This window comes from uncultured Pseudoteredinibacter sp. (assembly GCF_947500695.1).
Taxonomy (GTDB): Bacteria; Pseudomonadota; Gammaproteobacteria; order Pseudomonadales; family Cellvibrionaceae; genus Pseudoteredinibacter.
This window is the reverse complement of record NZ_CANMSS010000001.1, coordinates 117,998-134,180: the sequence shown is the minus strand read 5'-3', so window position 1 is coordinate 134,180 and position 16,183 is coordinate 117,998. Positions and strand designations below refer to the sequence as shown.

Sequence of the window (16,183 nt, the reverse complement as noted above, 5' to 3'; positions counted from 1 at the left end):
CGCGCTCAATTGGATATACCGCTGAAGACTACAAAATTAGTACATTACCAAGCCGCAGCGCTACAATAGTGCCCTAAGCATTCCAATTCGCCCAAGGTCTAAGCGATCTACTGCATGTGTAAGGAAACGGCAGACTGTGAGTTTTTTAAAACAATTCGCCCATAAGAGTACCAGTGCTAAACGATTAGCCTCGGCCTATCTCAGCAAATTCAACAGCAAAAGCAATACGGCAGACAGCCAATTAAAAGGCAATATAACGATTTTGCTTCGACAAGAAAGACAAAATGTCGCCGGCCTATGCAAAGTTTATTTTCAGCTGGCACTCAATACCGACCACATAAACGAGCAACAACAACTGGAGATGCAGGTTTTATCTGGCGATGATGAACTGGGCAGGTTTTCGATAGCTAATAATAATATTAGCCAGGAAAATTGGCTGGCCATAAATACTCACAAGCTGAACAATGGCAAACACAAGTTCACCCTGCAATTGCTGCTAGATAAGGAGCCTCAGCTCTACAATAGCTTTGCGATCTCCATTAAAAATGAAGGCCCGCTTGCGAATAAAGTGAGCAATAGCCTGAAGCAAAGTAATAGCCCAACGATTATTTATAAAGACTGCAACAGTCGATTATTTGATTTTCAAAACGAAGACTTAAAGCCCTGGTTCGACAAAAGCAATGCCCATCAAAGATTAGAACAAAAGGCCGAAGAACACCCAATTGCCAAACAATATAAAAGCGAGTTTGAAAGCTTTTTAACACATGGCTTTATGGTACTTGAAAATATACTGGACGATAAATTCATCGAGAATATTAACCGGGATATAGACGACGCCGTAAAGAAGAAAGTACAAGGTTATGAAGAAGGCAGCAGCCAAAGAATCATGGGCTTACACAATAGCTATAAGCACATTCACCAACTTTGGAAACAAGCCAAAGTCATTCAAATTCTCGAGCAGATATTTGAAGATGCGGTACGCCCCTGCCAAACCCTCACCTACGTTTACGGCAGCCAACAATCCTACCATCAAGACACCGTGCACCTCACCCCCTTCCCCGCTGGCTATATGTGCGGCGTATGGGTAGCGCTGGAAGATATTAAAGCCGGTTCTGGCGAGCTAAGAGTACTCAAAGGCAGCCACCGCCTACCAAGAATTTACCGCGAAACCAGCAACTGCTCCCAGGTTATCGATAATCAATGGGACGAGTTTTCCCAAACTGTCGACAAAGAATGGCAAAGGCTAATTGCTGAACACAAATTTGAAGAGATGTCTTACTTAGCTAAAAAAGGTGACATCCTAATTTGGCACGAAAACCTAATGCACGGCGGCAGCGTAAGAATCGACAACAATCAAAGCCGCCGTAGCATAGTTAGCCACTACTTTGCCCAGGGGGCTCTGGGGTTTTATGATTCAAGTGGCTTGCCGGCGGTTTTGGATTGAGTTTGGGCGCTAATTGATAGATAAAATTTTTGGCCAAATGCGAATACGTTATACGCTCAGCTCGCGCGCCCAACATTCGATAGGCAATATCTTTTAGCCGTCGTTAGCGCAAAGCCTGCTTTACTGGCAAAGTGGATAAACCAATGAGATCACAATTTAACAATGCAAGAGCAAACAGAGCTAGAAAAAGCCGTAATTGCGGACATTAAGGCGATAGCCAATACGCTATATTCGGTACGTTCGGATCAAGGATTGAGATTGCTAGCCGAGGCTACGGACAAGATACCTCTTGCCAGCTTTGACGAGTGGGAATCCGTAATTCGTTATACATACGGCAATACTGCAAACCCTACATTGAATCTTGGTAGTTTTTTTGGAGGAAAACCTCCACAAGGCCAGCTTTGGCTTGAACTAATAAGCTGGAATGGCCGCCAGCGTGAAAAAGCCCTAAAGAGACTCTCATCCCCTGCACCCAATAGCCTCTTCTTTATCCTAGCCTTGAGACGGCTAAACGATTGGGTTCCTCAGGTTCGAGCGGCCGCAAGAGATATACTCCCCCAAATTGCCAAGCAAAGCAGCCCTGAGCATGTAACAGATGCTATACGCGTAACACTTCCAAACCTAAGCTCTTGGGGCCGTATCGAGAAAGTCGATAAAGACGTATTGTTTGAAATCATTCAAACCCCAGCCATAAGCAAACCACTAACGCAGCAATTGATCTCTTTAAGCTCTGGCCCAATGTCTTTTTTAATGAGCCAAGTAAGCCGGACAACGGTGCTGGACGATCAACTGTTTGAAATAGCACAAACGGCTATTCAGCCATCCGTTAGAGCGAGAGCATACCGCTATCTATTTGAAAAAAGAGCGGTTTGGCTAGAAGCGAGAAAATTTGAATGGACAGACATTCGATACCTTAAGGGCAAGGTCAAACCTATTTTAGGAGAACGGCCAATTGACCATGAGATACCATTCAACACCTTGCTGAATCACTCCACAAATGACTCATCATCCATCGTGCGCCGAGTAGCTGCTGAATTTTTCATTAAAGAGATGAAAAGCCTTGGCGAAGAGGTCTATAGCTTAGCTCACAACTTTGCTAATGATAAATCTAAAGCAGTTTCTGAGCGGGGACATTTCGCCCTTAGAAGGCTAAACGGCGAGATCGAATAGCACCTATAGCAGGTCATAAACGTTCTTCAATGTTTTGATTTAAGTGAAATCCAGGCCGGGAGACCCCCTATTCGTGCCCCGGCCTCAACCTGACGCATTCGCCAATTCCAGGCTATTGGCGGCCCTAGCGTTACGGTTTGGTGTGAAGCCAGACGATTTGCCAACAATGAGAGCGCCAAAGAGACTTTAAGCGCCATAAACTCGCACTTACTTGATCAAATCATCCAAGCAGCAGATGACGGCGACTGGCAAAGCTTTGTAGAATTGAGCGGCGGCCCAAACTGTAAGCGTACAGAACAACCATTAAGGGCCTACCTAGTCGCCAAAGATACACCCAACAAATATGGCGAAATAACAAACAGAATATTTGGCTTACTCTTCACTGGCCAAAAATTAATCAAGACCCGAGTTAGACAATGGACTGTCCACTTCATACCCGAATTTTCAAACAGCCCACTCAATAACACTGGTTTTGCCACTGGTGGCGCGAATGCGCCGCCCTTGGAGTTCTGTCAATAAGTGTACGATTGATAAAGGTTAATAGGATATGGATCAACGTAAACTCTTTTTTTACCTCACTAGGCTGGATAAACATCTTCAACATGCCAGAAAAACCTATGATCTTGTTTCCCTATCGGACCTCTCTCACTCATTAAGAATATGGACAGAGATCATTGAAGACCTAGAATCTAGTTTTGAGCCAGTTAAACTTAAAAAGCCGTTCAAGCACCAATCTCCAGCCAGAAAGTTCAGCAAGGCAATCAAGCGCCATGAACACGTGGTGTGCTACATGGAAGGCGGTGTAAAAGTATTCTGCGCCAAAGGAGAAGTTTTAAGTGACGAGCCAATACCTGACGGAGTTGATTTTAGCATATCTGGTAAATTCGCCACATCAGACAAGGAAGGTTGGGCTGATATGCACAGTTACTATAGGGTCATGGGAACTACTTTAAGTGAAGGAGAAAATCACAGTTTCAATTCACCAAAATCGAAAAGGCTCTTATTTAGAGAGTGGATGAATGCAGAAATATGTAGAGTGCAATTTTCAGCTCCGTCAGGCCAGCTTGATTCCTTACAAATAAGTCGGACAAATCTAATCAAAAGAGTTGCAAATTCGTTTGGAGGGTCACACGCGCATCCAACCGAGCAAGAAGACAATGGCAATAGATTCGACAAACCGATTTCCCGCCTGATGAACACATGCTTGCTTGGTCTGCCATTACCATATTTTTTACTGGTACATACTGGCCACTTAATAACTGAAAACATCCCCCAAATACTAGATTTAAAAAGAACACATGCCCAATATTGAAAAAGTAAAGGACACGGCACTTGAATATTGAAGATAGTTTTTTTCAGAAAATACAGAGTTTTCACGAGGATGAGTTTAGCAGATCAATTGTAATACCCTTATTCAAGAGAATGGGATATGACTTTTGTGACTTCAATGGAGGGGCTTACGAAAAAGGAAAGGATATAATAGCTATAAAAAAAGGAGAATTTGGTGATCTTGAAATAGCAGCCATTCAATCCAAAAAAATAAAAACCAACAAAAGCTCTGAAAGCAGAAGGCTGTTTAGCGACATCACTTACCAATTACGACAATGCCTACAAAAAAAAGTTCCTTGCTCAGACGGCATAGAAAGACTACCCATCAAAGCATTTCTTATAACGCCATTCGATGTTGACACAAGACACATCGAGGAACAAATAGAAATACTTCAAGATCCAAGAATATGCACAATTGACAAATGCAAACTCTCGGATGCTATCAAACACCACTGGCCAACAGCATTTAAAGAAATATTGGGGGACTATTGGGATGCAACCACCCCAAGGGAAAACGAGCTTATTAACCTAGAACTTAAAAACGCCTTAGCAATTCCAGAAAACACTGCCTACTCTAGGTACTACACCGACTTGAACTTTTTCGTCGGAAAGGCTGAAAGTAGAAAATTACTAAGAAGCATCATAAGGATATCCTCGAAAAAATCGTTTATGTGCGACCAGGAAAAGTGGGAAAACCTAAAAGAACTAGATCAAGAACTGGAAAAATACATAGGTCAAGAAATTATAGAAAACAAAAAAGAGACTGAAAACGAATTCAAAAAAAAAGAAGACCAATATAACTCCAAAGAAAATAGAGACAACATTTCATCTAAAAAGGAAATTGATAAAAAAACATCCATTCAACTAGAGCGACTTAACTCCACAATAACAAAAATCTCAAGATCCATATCAAATAAATATAAGGATGATAAAAAAAACCCGACCTCTACCATAATATCAGACATCCTAATAAAACTAAGAAAACTCAAACCCATAAACCATGATCTAAAAAAACTAGGTCAGATCAAAGACCACCCAGAACACTTGGCCGACGAGCTTAAAAGGGAAACGAACGCCATAAACTCTATAACAATACTTCAATCCCAATCCTTGAAATTAGGCCATAAAATAATTCCAAAACCGGAATATAACGCACGACTTAACTCAAAACGAATTGAGACTAAACTTAACGAAATATCAAAATCAATCAAGAGTGGCATTAAAAACCTTAACGACAAGACATTATCTACAAGCGAAGTTGGAAACCTTCTCCGAGAAATAAACAACTTCCTAAAAGCATTTGATCTAATTTTTAGAAAATCAGTAACCTTTTCATTAAAGGTAGGACTGGAAGACCTACCCAAAGAAATAGACACTGATACACTAAGCATTCCGATACACAAAATATTTGACTCCGGATGTGACATCGCAATATTTGGTCATGCCGGAGCAGGAAAAACCACAACTCTCCACACGTACGCCAAAAAAATATCCAATGATCAATCAAACGTGATATTTATGCCACTTAACAGGATAGTCAACACAATTCAAAAACTAACCCCAGAAGAGAGATCCCCTATAAATAATAGCAAGGATAAATTCAACTCTCTAATGAGAAGCTACTTTCTATATAAAGGTATTGAAACCTCACCTGAACAAATCAACAGTTTCTTAAAACACATATCCAAGAAAGAAAGAACCGTATTTGTTATTGACGCTCTTGACGAAGCTATTTCTTCTCTTCCCTGGATAGTCGATGCTATCAACTCGATACCACACCGAGTTAATCGAACTCAAGTATTAACGTCAGCAAGGACTAGCTTGAGCGCGATACACGAAATCAACTTCTTGGGAATCACCCTAGAACCGTTCACTGACATGCAACTCAAAGAATTTATACAAAACTGGATTGCATGCGAAAGTGAAGCAAAACACATATGGAATAGCATCGAAACTAGTGAAATTAAGGATGTAATTAAAAATCCACTACTAGCAACCATATTGTGCACACTTTATCTTCAGGGAATCTCCGTGCCGCAAAATGAAGCAGATATATACCGAAAGCATATTGAATTGCTATGTGGCACATATGATCAACACAAAGGAATATCGAGAGCGAGATGCAATCAAAATGATCTGTATCGAGCGTGTACAATACTGGGCTACTATCTACACAGCAGAAAACTGCGAGATGCATCGGAAGAAGAATTCGTCAACACCTTAAAAGTTAGAATGCCCTACAGCGACGATACTCATATTGATAATATATTCAACGATTTAACCACCACCTGCAACATATTGATCCACTATTCAGAAACAGATACCTACTCCTTTTCTCACCTTAGAATTCAAGAGTTCTTGGCCAGTGAAGAAATTGCAAAAAATAGAAATATTAATCTACCGGACCTTGTATTAGATGAATGGTGGGTTGGCCCCCTCTACCTCTATGGAAATTCGAATGAACTAGACACGTTGCTAGAACAAACTTACGACAAGCACGGCACTTTCAATAACTCACAAGAAAATATCCTTAAAATCATTCAAAGCCGGCCACCGTTCGAGCAGAGTGGCCTTAGAGAGATTATTAAGAATCATATAGGACTTGATAAATTATATGATGAAGAATTTGAATTTGTAATGTAGCCGATAAAGCGGAAACTACCTTTTAACTTAAGGAGAATGTAGCGTGGGAAACAAAAACTCTCTACTCAAGAAAGGGCCAAATAGTACATTTCGTGGAGGAGACAACACACACTTGAATGCATGTGTAGGGGAGAATGGACTTCCAGGCTATCACGAGTATTCAAAAGGGTATTCGACTGCCGCGCTAGCCCTGATAGAGCAAGCCACCCGAGACCCCCACCTTTCAATTGATCATTTAGTCTATCCAATTTGTTTTAGTATTCGCCACTCCGTTGAGTTAAGACTTAAACATGCAATAAAGCGCCTTGAGAAGCTATATCAGTTATGGGCTATCTTAACCAAGGACCCTACACTAGGTTTCAAATATGAATCTACACATAACCTATCCAATATCTGGCTATTCCTGAAAAAGCACGCAGGCGCATTTAGAAATGAGTTCTGCTCCTATTTAGATCCTATAGACTATCTTATATCGAATATTAGTCAGGTCGATCAAACAGGTCAGGTTTTTAGATACCCAATGAACCAGGCGAACAGGCGACACCTTTCTAGTATTTCCTTAATTAACTTAGAAGTCCTAAAGCAAGACTTCGAACGACTAGACAGAGGGCTGGTGGAACTAGAGGATTATATAGAGACTCTAATAGCAGAATATCAGCTAAGCACGTTTACTCGCCATATGGCACGACGTGATTTATGTGAGTTGGCGGACTCCCTTCCCAAGCTAGAAGACTGGAGTAATTACAAAGATTTAAAACCAATTTTACAAAAAAAATTTGGCATAAGCTCAAACGAAATAGGTAAATCCATTGATAAGATTAAACGAAATCGATTTCTAGCTTCGAAACTCGGGATTGAAAATCCTCTGTTGGGCCTGCAAGACAGAACACTTATTAGATTATGCAAAAAAATCTCAGAGATAAATAATGGAGACGGAACTACAAACTACAGAATTGCCTCTTCCCAACAACTAGGGATAACAGCTGCAATAGAGGCTAATATAAACAGAGAAGAAGTAATTATAAATGTCTCCAGGACTTTAACAAATGAAGAAATTGCTGGAATCCACAGCTTATACTACCTAGGACAAGGCGCTCTCGAATGCGAGCATTATGAATCGCTCTATGAAAGTGAACTAGAGCTCTTAAAAAAATCTGATCGTCCAATAGAGAAGGCCATACACGTCTTGAAAAAAACTAACTTTATATATTGTGTTGAACACGCATTAGATCAAATTGGCAGGAGCCCCCTTAAAGTTGAAATCGCTCAAAACAATAAACCTAAAGCGACTTACACACGATAGATAGAATCACCCTGGACTTAATATGGACTTAAACTTATAGTCCAGCCATGACTAGAGATGCAACGAAATCATAAGTCATTGATTTTAAAGGAAAAAATGGTCGGGACGGCAGGATTTGAACCTACGACCACTACACCCCCAGTGTAGTGCGCTACCAGACTGCGCTACGCCCCGATTTTGATAAGCCTTCGCCTAAATTTTTACAACTTAAGCCGGCTAAATTCTGAGATACCCCCGATTTGGGAGCTCGCTATCATAACCGATAAGCCTTTGATTGCAAGTGCTTTTTCGGCAGAAGCTAGTCACTTAAAGCCCCCTCCTTTACGCAGATTTTAAGCATTTAGTAGCTAGCCACAAATATCCTAAGCAGAACTTATCATTAATTACGATTATTAATGATAATGATTTTTATTTATTTTCCCATCTGGTAAAGTTGTATGCCTGTTATTTGAGCAACTACTAATAAAAGACCTTTAGGTGGAGAGAACAAATGGATTTAGCTATGGCTAAAAAAACGGCGCTGGCGGCGGCAATCACCTCTGTCTGCAGCCCTATGCTAATGGCCGCGGAGCCAAGCATTGACGAAGAGATTATTGTAACGGGGCAGAAGATCGAACGATCCTTGCAAGACACCAAAGAAAGTGTCGCCGTTTACTCTAGTCAAATGATTGAAGAACGTAATATCGTCTCGCTGGAAGACGTCTTTTTGCAGACACCGGGCACCACCTATATAAACGGTACTTTTAGAATTCGCGGTATTTCCGATGGCCCTATCAGCACCCCTAACCGTGCTTCTTTGGCCTCCATTGTTGTCGATGGAATTAACTATTCTGGCTGGATGCGTAACGATGGCGCCACCCAGATTTGGGATATTAGCCAAGTCGAAGTTTTGCGTGGGCCTCAATCCACTAACCTAGGCCCTAACTCGCTTGCTGGTGCGGTTATTATTAGCACTCAAGATCCGCTTTATGAAAACAGCGGTAAACTGCTATTGGGCGCTGGCAATTATGGCCGACGCGAATATAAGGGCACGGCCAATGTTAATCTTGTCGACGGTGTTTCAGCGATTCGTTTAGCGGTCGAGAAAAGCGATTCCGATGGTTATATCGATAACGTGACTCGTAATGATGATAGCTACGGCTTTGATAACCACGAAACCTATCGCTTAAAGTGGTTGTTAGAACCCAATGATGATCTGCGCATGGTATTGTCTTTGCAGCATATCGAAAACAACAGCGGCGAAACCCGTACCATTCTTGGCGATTACAACGCCTCGCAACGCATAAGTTTGCACGATGCGCCTTCTGACCATCCTCTGGAAGCCGATTTAGCCTCACTCAACATTAACTATCAGATTAATGATCAATGGAGCTTAACCAGCATCACCGCTTATCAAGACGCCGATAGAGACCGTATTGATGATGGCGACCGAAGTGCTCTCACTACAGAAAACGGCGGCGGTTTAATCCAACGCAAAGACAGCGATAAAACTAAATCTCAAGAGTTTCGCGTAAACTATAATGGCGATACTTTGCGTGGCAGCTCTGGTGTTTATTACAGCCAAGTAGATGCAATCCGAACAACCGATACCCTCTTCCACCTACGCTTACGTAATAATTTTAACGACTTCGATCCAAGTGGTGGCCTCGCCGGTTTATTTATTGATGCTACCGGCATCTACCCAGAGCTTTACGATCTTACCTCTAAAGGCTACACCGATGTCAGTACCAAAAACTGGGCGGCATTTACCGAGTGGGAATATGAAATCAGTGAGCAATGGACCTTAACGGCAGGCCTACGCTACGATCGAGAAGAACAAAGTTTTGGCTCTTCCAACGTAGGTGGAAGCAGCACTGTTTTACCTAGCTTTTTTGGGTCAACTGGGCTTCCGAATACCTTTGGCACCATTACCGGTAATACTGTATTGATTCCTGGGCCACAGCCAGTCACTGTCGATATGGCTATTGGTCTTGCTAACTCAACACTAGGAGCGCTATCAACTGTCACGCCACTTGAGTACACCTCCACAGAGTTTGACAACATCTTGCCGCAACTTGGTCTTAGCTACCACTGGAACGATAAGGTTTCCTCATCATTCTTCGTGAAAAAGAGCTATCGCTCAGGCGGTTCAGAAAAAACTCTGCTTAATGGTGTTAATGAATTTGATTCTGAAGAGCTGTGGAACTATGAGTTTGCACATCGTGCGGTAATCGCCGATGGTCGCGGTATTTTCAACACCAATATCTACTATGGTGACTGGACCGATCAACAAGTCTCCGTTCCTGAACCTGGCACTGGTAGTAGCATTCTCACCATGGTTGTAAATGCGGGTGAATCCGAAATCTATGGTATTGAAAGCAGCTTTGAATATTCCATCACCCCGGAGCTGGAAGCTTATATCAGCGCTGCGGTCAGTAAAACCGAATTCAAGAAATTTGTGTCCTCCGCTGGTGATTTTAGCGGCAATGAATTTGCTTTTGCACCCGAACGAACGGCTTCTGCAGGTCTTATCTACAACCACGATAACGGCATCTTCTTTGGCTTAAACGCTAATTATGAATCTGAAGCGTGGGCAAATGAATCTAACACCAAGAAAGTCGATGACCGTGTGCGAGTGAATATTCATGGCGGTGTAGAGCTAAACAATTTGCGAGTAGAAGCCTTCGTTAATAATGCATTGGATGAAGTTTACTTTCTAACAAATGCATTAAATACCGATGATCTTGTACCCATGGCGATTGTTGGTGCTCCACGCGAATATGGCTTAAGAGTTAGTTATAGCTTCGAATAGATACACCTTGCTGATCTTTCAGCCACTTGAGCCACAGGCAGATATCAATTGCCTGTGGCTTATTCGTAAGGCTTTAGAAAACAGTGAAAACAGAATAAAACCAAACGTAAAAGTATTTGGCTTACTAAAAACACAATATGAGTAATCTATGAACTTGCTCGCTGTATTATTAACCGTTGCCGCCTGTATTCTGCCCTATCTCTGCTCAAAGCAGCAAAATTTGATCAAGGGATTAAAATGGCATTCAAACGAGCGCATTAAAAAACTTTGCTGGCTTGCTTTCTTCGTTCTATCAATAGCCGCCGCATACTGCTTATCCTTTAGCTTCAGCTGGGTAGTCGCCAGCATTCAAGTGCTTACCATCATAATGAGTATTTGCTGCGTTTTGAGTATTTGCGCAGCGCACTGGCCCAACCGCGTATTAGCGGTAACCGCCAGTATGACGGTACTTTTTATTGGCATCGCCCTGCTTGGAGCATCATCATGATATCGAAATCTCTATGGACTCAGAGTATTGCTGCATTTTTCTGGGGACTATTACTTTCAATCAGCATCATGCTCAACTTAAATAAACTTATGCCATTGGCTACTGACACGCGATTATTTGTTGGGCTGCTTGTCGGCTTCTGCACCTGGGCGGCGGTTATCACTTTTTGCTTAAGTCGAAACGATGCCAAGCAAGCTGCCCGTGCCTGCGGCTTATGGTTGCTAATCTCAGTGCTTGTTAATGTCGTTATGTATGTATTGTGGGGGCTACTATGAGCAAAGCTAACTCTATCAAGAACCTAATCAGCTCCCATGGCTGGCTAGGTATCGTCTTTTCACTGCCGTTGCTGATTGTATTTTGGGCGGGCGGCCTGAGTTTGTTTCTGATAGAAATTGGGCGCTGGGCTGAAATGCCGCACCACCCTTTCGATCCTAACAAGGCCCCTCTGCCTGTACTAGAGCAGATCGATAAAGTACTGCCACAAACTAACGCCGATACTTCCGGCCGCTTAACTTATGTGCCACCCAGTAAGTATCGCGCATACAGCACACTGTATTACAGAGATACGGAAGGTAAATTTCATGGCCTAAAGTTAAAACCCGATACCGGCGAGGTTTTAGGTGATAGTGAACAATTCGATTATGCGCACTTTCTTTATGCCCTGCATTACAACTTAAACCTTGGCACCATTGGCACTTACGCTATAGGCATTGCTACTTTGTTTATGTTTTTTGCGATTCTTTCTGGCATTGTTATTCACCTTAAGAAAATCGTGCCACAGTTGTTTCACTATCGCCCCCAGAAAAAACGAGTCATGCTGCTCGATCTGCATACCCTGGTAGGCGTCATAAGCCTGCCTTATACCATTATGTATACGATCACCGGACTTATTTTTAATCTTGTTATCGTGTACCAAGCCAGTATGGTGGTCTTTCTATACCAAGGAAACACTCAACAACTCATGAACGATGTTGGCTTCTTCAGCCCTGCTGAGGAGCCCAAAAGCCAAGTAAAGGCCGATATGAGCCGCGTCTACGAATTGGTAGAGCAAAGCGAAATCGAATTGGGAGAAGTAAGGCAGTTACGCTTTTTTAACTACGGTCACGATGATGCCATTCTTTATATTCGCGGTGATTTACCAGGCGATATTAGCACCCGCTATGAGGCTCACTATCGTATAAGTAGCGGTGAGCAATTGAATGTAAACAGCGTTGATAATAACAATTTTATTAAAGGCCAAATGTTTCTAAACCAACTGCACTTTGGCGATTATGCCGGTACTGATTTACGGATTTTATACTTTGTGTTGGCTTTGCTGATTTGTGCGCTGATTATTGCCGGTAATATTTTGTGGGTAGAAAAGCGTCGTCGTGAAGCAACGCAGTACAGCCGCACTAAGGCAATTGTTAGTAACCTTACTCTCGGCAGCTGTGTAGGTTTACTTTGTGCTACCGCTTTAGGGTTTTTATTAGAGCGGCTTATCCCAGGTGAGTGGGCAAACCGCAACTCTCTTGTTATTTTTAGTTTTGTGGCCATGCTTAGCGTATTTACCGCACTGGCTTTCGTCATTAAAAATAAACGTGCACTGTTGCGCTCAAGCTTGTACCTATGCGCGCTTTTAATCGCCCTGTGCTTAGCGGCTGACGCGTTCTTATTTGGCACAGAGATACGCCAATTAATCAGCTACGGCTTCAAAGATATTCTCGGCTTTCAAATCGGCATGTTGTTAAGCGCGATAGCGGCCATACTGGTCGCCACAACTCTCGCGAAAGATAAACCGAATGCCAAGCAAGAAAAGCAGGCACAAAAAAACCGGGTGAACCCGGCTTTCTAGAGAGCTTTAAGGCTGCTGTTAAACCTTTAAGGTTTGCAGCAGCTCTTCTAGCTCAGTAATCATCTGACGTACCAGCGCTTTAAAATCTTCTTTGTTTTCACCCTCTTCAGGCTCGTTGGTCATTTTCAAACGAGCACCGCCGATGGTGAAGCCCTGCTCGTATAGCAGTGCTCTAATTTGGCGAATGGTCAGTACATCTTGGCGCTGGTAATAGCGGCGGTTACCGCGGCGCTTTACCGGCTTTAGCTGTGGGAACTCCTGTTCCCAATAGCGCAGTACATGGGGTTTTACGGCGCACAGCTCACTGACTTCACCAATGGTGAAATAGCGCTTACCGGGGATCTCCGGCAGTTCGTCATTGTTCGTCGGTTCCAGCATAAGCTTCTACACGTGCCTTAAGTTTCTGCCCTGGGCGAAAAGTTACTACACGGCGCGCCGTGATGGGTATTTCTTCACCGGTTTTGGGGTTACGGCCAGGACGCTGGCTTTTATCGCGCAACTCGAAGTTGCCAAAACCCGAGAGTTTTACCTGCTCGTTGGCTTCTAGGGCGGCGCGAATTTCTTCAAAAAACAGCTCGACAAGCTCTTTGGCTTCACGCTTGTTGAAGCCAAGTTCTTCGTACAGCTTTTCGGCCAAATCGGCTTTGGTCAGTGCTGACATGATTGAGACAAAGCTCCTTCCTGAAACTTATTGCCATGTCTGCTAAGTTTGGCCCAAAACCAAATTGGCCATGCTATATATGGAAGGGAGCCTCCCTTTCCGGTTATAGCTTATCGCAGACTGGCACCCAGTTCGTCCTCTAGACGCTTGACCACCGCGTCAACTGAGGAATTAATTTCTTCCTCTGTAAGAGTGCGTGAAGGATGCTGATACGTCAAGCCCAATGCGACACTTTTTCTTTCTGCATCAATGCCTTTGCCGGTATATACGTCAAAGACCTTTAAGTCGATGAGCTGCTCACCTGCAGCCGCCTTAACCCCGTCCAAAAGCGCATCAGCCGTGGTTTCACGCGCCACTAGCAAGGCTAGATCGCGACGAACCTCTGGGAACTTAGATAGCGGATTAAAGGCCGGTAGCTTAGCTTCTGCCAGTGCCGCCTGCTCTATCTCAAACAGATAAACGGACTGGTTTAGGCCCAGCTCCTGCTGAATTTGCGGGTGTAAGGCGCCCAAATAGCCCACGATTTCGCCATTTAGCTCGATAGCGGCGCTTTGACCTGGGTGCAGCGCTGAGTGCGCTTTAGCCACAAAGCGGAAGTCTTGATCAGTGATATCCAATAAACCTTCTACAACACCCTTCAAGTCGAAGAAGTCCATCGCCTCGCCTTTGGCGCTCCAGCCTTCTGGCTGGCGGTTGCCATACATTAGGCCGGCCAGCATCGGCACCTGCTTCTCGATAGAATGAAAGCTCAGACCGGTTTCAAACAACTTAGCGCGGCTCTGCTGACGCTTTAAGTTATGCTGCAAGGCCTGTACTAAGCCTGGCCACAATGAGGTACGCATAACCGCCATATCGGCGCTAATTGGGTTTTGCAGTTCAATTGGGGCTTGCTCTGGGTTAAATACCTTTTGCAGCTCAGCATCTATAAAGCTGTAGCAGATGGCCTCTTGGAAGCCTTGAGCAACCAGCTGCTGGCGTAGCGCTGATAGCCCTACTTTGCTCTCATTACGAGGCAGAATCTTAATTTCAGCTTCTAGATTGGTGGTTGGCAGGCGGTTATAGCCATACACACGGGCCAACTCTTCTAGTAAATCGGCTTCAATAGAGATATCGAAACGGTAGCTAGGTACGGTGAACACCCAGCCGTTGTCGGTGTTCTCAACGAGGTGCAAACCAAGGCGAGTCAGAATATCTACCACTTCTTCATCGGCCATTGAAAAGCCAAGGCCAGTTTCAATCTTGTGACGACGCAGCTCTACTTTACGCTCAGCCGGCACCTGGTCCGTCAGTTCGGTTACGTCAGTAGGGCCAACCTTGCCGCCCACAGCCTCCAATAACAGCTCGGTAGCACGCTCGATGGCTTTTTCTTGCAGCTGATAATCAACACCGCGCTCATAGCGATGCGAGGCATCTGTGTGCAAGCCATAGCTGCGCGCACGACCAGCAATCGCAATCGGATCAAAATAGGCGCACTCTAGAAAGACGTCGGTGGTCTCGCTGCTTACAGCGGTAGATTCCCCACCCATAATACCGGCCATGGCCACTGGGCCTGTACCGTCGCAAATTAGCAAGGTGTTATCTTTTAGCTCAACTTCTTGGCCATCTAATAAAGTTAGCTTTTCACCAGCTTTTGACTGGCGAACATGAATGCTGCCACTGAGCTTTTGCATATCAAAAGCGTGCAGTGGCTGACCCAATTCAAGCAATACGTAGTTGGTTACATCCACTACGGCATCGATGGAGCGCAAACCCGCTCGGCGCAGTTTTTCCTGCATCCAGGTTGGGCTTGGCTTAGAAAGATCAACACCGCGAATGACGCGACCTAAGTAACGCGGGCAAGCGCCCTCTGCCTCTAAAGAAACTTTTAAGGTTTCTTTGGTGTCAGCTTCAACAACTGGCATTTGTGGCGGCGTCACCGGAGCACGGTTTAATACACCCACATCGCGAGCAATACCCTGCATGCTTAAGCAGTCGCTGCGGTTTGGTGTTAGATCAACTTCGATAATGCTGTCATCTAGGTTTAAATATTCACGCAAGCATGTACCCACAGGAGCATCGCTTGGCAATTCCCAAATGCCATCGTCGTCTTCGCCACACTGCAATTCGGTTTGAGCACATAACATGCCCTTTGATTCTACGCCGCGCAGTTTGGCTTTTTTGATTTTGAAGTCACCTGGTAGCTTGGCGCCTACCAAGGCAAATGGAATTTTGATTCCGGCGCGTGCATTCGGCGCACCGCAAACCACTTGGGTTAGCTCGTCTTCACCGCCAGCCACTTGGCAAACGCGCAATTTGTCGGCATCTGGGTGTTGTTCAATAGAAACAATTTCACCCACGACGACTTTACTAAATTCGCCAGCAGCGGCTTCTACGGCATCCACTTCTAGGCCAGCCATTGTTAGCTGCTCTACCAGCTCTTCGGTGCTGATGTTTGGACTAACCCATTCGCGCAACCAGCTTTCTGATACTTTCATGATGGTCTTTCTTCCAATTCAATTCTGTGTTGTTGTCTTCGATCGTT

11 protein-coding genes and 1 tRNA gene are annotated in these 16,183 nt (G+C 44.0%); 8 read left to right on the top strand and 4 right to left on the bottom strand.

Going from position 1 to position 16,183, the window contains the following annotated elements:
• Positions 1-136 precede the first annotated feature (136 nt).
• The 5 genes from Q1A08_RS00530 to Q1A08_RS00510 all read left to right on the top strand — a co-directional run bounded on the left by Q1A08_RS00530 (position 137) and on the right by Q1A08_RS00510 (position 7,889).
• Positions 137-1,444, top strand: coding sequence for a phytanoyl-CoA dioxygenase family protein (locus tag Q1A08_RS00530; protein ID WP_299768150.1), 1,308 nt, complete (start codon positions 137-139; stop codon positions 1,442-1,444).
• Positions 1,445-1,606: 162 nt separating this feature from the next.
• Complete coding sequence (locus Q1A08_RS00525; RefSeq protein ID WP_299768147.1) at positions 1,607-2,614, top strand: hypothetical protein; 1,008 nt, start codon at positions 1,607-1,609, stop codon at positions 2,612-2,614.
• 547 nt (positions 2,615-3,161) lie between these two features.
• Positions 3,162-3,926 (top strand): hypothetical protein, encoded by a 765-nt coding sequence (locus Q1A08_RS00520; protein ID WP_299768145.1) that lies wholly within the window; start codon positions 3,162-3,164, stop codon positions 3,924-3,926.
• A 20-nt stretch (positions 3,927-3,946) separates the two neighbouring features.
• Positions 3,947-6,586: a hypothetical protein gene (locus tag Q1A08_RS00515; RefSeq protein WP_299768142.1), complete on the top strand. Its 2,640-nt coding sequence runs from the start codon at positions 3,947-3,949 to the stop codon at positions 6,584-6,586.
• Between the two features lie 43 nt (positions 6,587-6,629).
• Positions 6,630-7,889 (top strand): hypothetical protein, encoded by a 1,260-nt coding sequence (locus tag Q1A08_RS00510; protein WP_299768139.1) that lies wholly within the window; start codon positions 6,630-6,632, stop codon positions 7,887-7,889.
• 97 nt (positions 7,890-7,986) lie between these two features.
• Here the strand turns inward: Q1A08_RS00510 and Q1A08_RS00505 are convergent.
• A tRNA-Pro gene (locus Q1A08_RS00505) sits at positions 7,987-8,063 on the bottom strand.
• 328 nt (positions 8,064-8,391) lie between these two features.
• Between Q1A08_RS00505 and Q1A08_RS00500 the strand changes: the two genes are divergently transcribed.
• The 3 genes from Q1A08_RS00500 (at position 8,392) to Q1A08_RS00490 (ending at position 13,001) form a co-directional block, all read left to right on the top strand.
• A complete protein-coding gene (locus tag Q1A08_RS00500) occupies positions 8,392-10,680 on the top strand; it encodes a TonB-dependent receptor (RefSeq protein WP_299768136.1) in 2,289 nt (762 codons plus the stop codon).
• A gap of 375 nt (positions 10,681-11,055) precedes the next feature.
• Positions 11,056-11,442, top strand: a complete 387-nt coding sequence (locus Q1A08_RS00495; RefSeq protein ID WP_299768133.1) for a hypothetical protein — start codon at positions 11,056-11,058, stop codon at positions 11,440-11,442.
• Positions 11,439-13,001, top strand: a complete 1,563-nt coding sequence (locus Q1A08_RS00490) for a PepSY-associated TM helix domain-containing protein (protein WP_299768130.1) — start codon at positions 11,439-11,441, stop codon at positions 12,999-13,001. The genes Q1A08_RS00495 and Q1A08_RS00490 overlap by 4 nt, the downstream gene beginning before the upstream one ends.
• Before the next feature lie 18 nt (positions 13,002-13,019).
• Here the strand turns inward: Q1A08_RS00490 and Q1A08_RS00485 are convergent, their stop codons facing one another.
• The 3 genes from Q1A08_RS00485 to pheT form a co-directional block, all read right to left on the bottom strand.
• Positions 13,020-13,379: a MerR family transcriptional regulator gene (locus Q1A08_RS00485; protein WP_299768127.1), complete on the bottom strand. Its 360-nt coding sequence runs from the start codon at positions 13,377-13,379 to the stop codon at positions 13,020-13,022.
• On the bottom strand, positions 13,357-13,662 hold the full coding sequence (gene ihfA / locus Q1A08_RS00480; protein ID WP_299768124.1) for an integration host factor subunit alpha: 306 nt from the start codon (positions 13,660-13,662) through the stop codon (positions 13,357-13,359). Before ihfA ends, Q1A08_RS00485 begins: the two co-directional genes overlap by 23 nt.
• Before the next feature lie 110 nt (positions 13,663-13,772).
• A complete protein-coding gene (gene pheT / locus Q1A08_RS00475; RefSeq protein WP_299768121.1) occupies positions 13,773-16,136 on the bottom strand; it encodes a phenylalanine--tRNA ligase subunit beta in 2,364 nt (787 codons plus the stop codon).
• Positions 16,137-16,183: the final 47 nt, after the last annotated feature.

Excerpts from the sequence above, each read along its gene's own strand:
- ihfA (WP_299768124.1), bottom strand. The coding sequence starts at position 13,662 with ATGTCAGCACTGACCAAAGCCGATTTGGCCGAAAAGCTGTACGAAGAA.
- Q1A08_RS00485 (WP_299768127.1), bottom strand. The coding sequence starts at position 13,379 with ATGCTGGAACCGACGAACAATGACGAACTGCCGGAGATCCCCGGTAAG.
- pheT (WP_299768121.1), bottom strand. The coding sequence starts at position 16,136 with ATGAAAGTATCAGAAAGCTGGTTGCGCGAATGGGTTAGTCCAAACATC.
- Q1A08_RS00500 (WP_299768136.1), top strand. The coding sequence starts at position 8,392 with ATGGCTAAAAAAACGGCGCTGGCGGCGGCAATCACCTCTGTCTGCAGC.
- Q1A08_RS00525 (WP_299768147.1), top strand. The coding sequence starts at position 1,607 with ATGCAAGAGCAAACAGAGCTAGAAAAAGCCGTAATTGCGGACATTAAG.
- Q1A08_RS00490 (WP_299768130.1), top strand. The coding sequence starts at position 11,439 with ATGAGCAAAGCTAACTCTATCAAGAACCTAATCAGCTCCCATGGCTGG.
- Q1A08_RS00520 (WP_299768145.1), top strand. The coding sequence starts at position 3,162 with ATGGATCAACGTAAACTCTTTTTTTACCTCACTAGGCTGGATAAACAT.